Here is a 1,040-nt window from a genome sequence, read left to right as displayed (position 1 = left end):
ACCTTGTGGCGGCCGAGATCCTCGACCTTGCTGACCTGCACGGCCATGCCTTCGCGGCCGAGCCGGACATATTCGGGACGGATGCCGAGCTCGACGGCGCCGGTGCCTGCCTTGGGTGCGCCCGGCAGTTCGATGCGCTGCGAGCCGAGCGTCGCCGTCTTGCCGTCGATTGCCACCGGCATGACGTTCATGCCCGGCGAGCCGATAAAATAACCGACGAAGGTATGGCGCGGGCGTTCGAACAATTCGGCCGGTGTGCCGATCTGCACGATGCCGCCATCATACATGACCACGACCTGCTCGGCGAAGGTCAGCGCCTCGGTTTGGTCGTGGGTCACATAGACCATGGTGTAGCCAAAGCGGCGGTGCAACTGCTTCAGCTGCGAGCGCAGCACCCACTTCATGTGCGGATCGATGACGGTCAGCGGCTCGTCGAAAAGGATGGCGTTGACGTCGGAGCGCACCAGACCGCGGCCGAGCGAGATCTTCTGCTTCTGGTCGGCGGTCAGGCCCCTCGCCTTCTTCTTCGCCCACGACGCCAGATCGATCATCTCCAGCGTCTCGCGAACCTTCCGATCGACATCGGCTTCCGGCACGCCGCGGTTGCGCAGCGGGAAGGCCAGATTGTCGTAGACGGTCATGGTGTCGTAGATGACCGGGAACTGGAACACCTGCGCGATGTTGCGCTCCTGCGTCGACAAATTGGTCACGTCCTTGCCGTTGAACAGCAACTGGCCGTGCGAGGGGTGCAACAATCCCGAAATGATGTTGAGCAGCGTGGTCTTGCCGCAACCGGAGGGCCCGAGCAGCGCATAGGCGCCGCCGTCCTCGAAGACATGATGCACTTCCCGTAGCGCGAAATCGGCATCCTTCTGCGGGTTCGGCAGGTAGGAATGCCTGACATGGTTGACGTCGATGCGTGCCATCTCTTTGCCCTCAAGCCGCCAGCTTCGGCGCAGTCACGGCGCTGCCGTGCTCGTCGAAAACCATGATGTGGCGCGGATCGATGAACACCTCGACCACCTCGTCCGGCTCGAAAT

Annotated in this window: 1 protein-coding gene; it reads right to left on the bottom strand. The window is 62.8% G+C overall.

What is annotated here, in order from left to right; translation table 11 throughout:
• Positions 1 to 926 (bottom strand): ABC transporter ATP-binding protein (locus AC0L3E_RS34535; RefSeq protein WP_473606901.1); only part of this gene is annotated, 926 nt, incomplete at its 3' end.
• Positions 927 to 1,040 lie beyond the last annotated feature (114 nt).

This window comes from Mesorhizobium sp. WSM4822 (genome assembly GCF_055811155.1).
The sequence above is the reverse complement of the archived record's forward strand: the minus strand, read 5'-3'. Positions and strand labels throughout refer to the sequence as shown.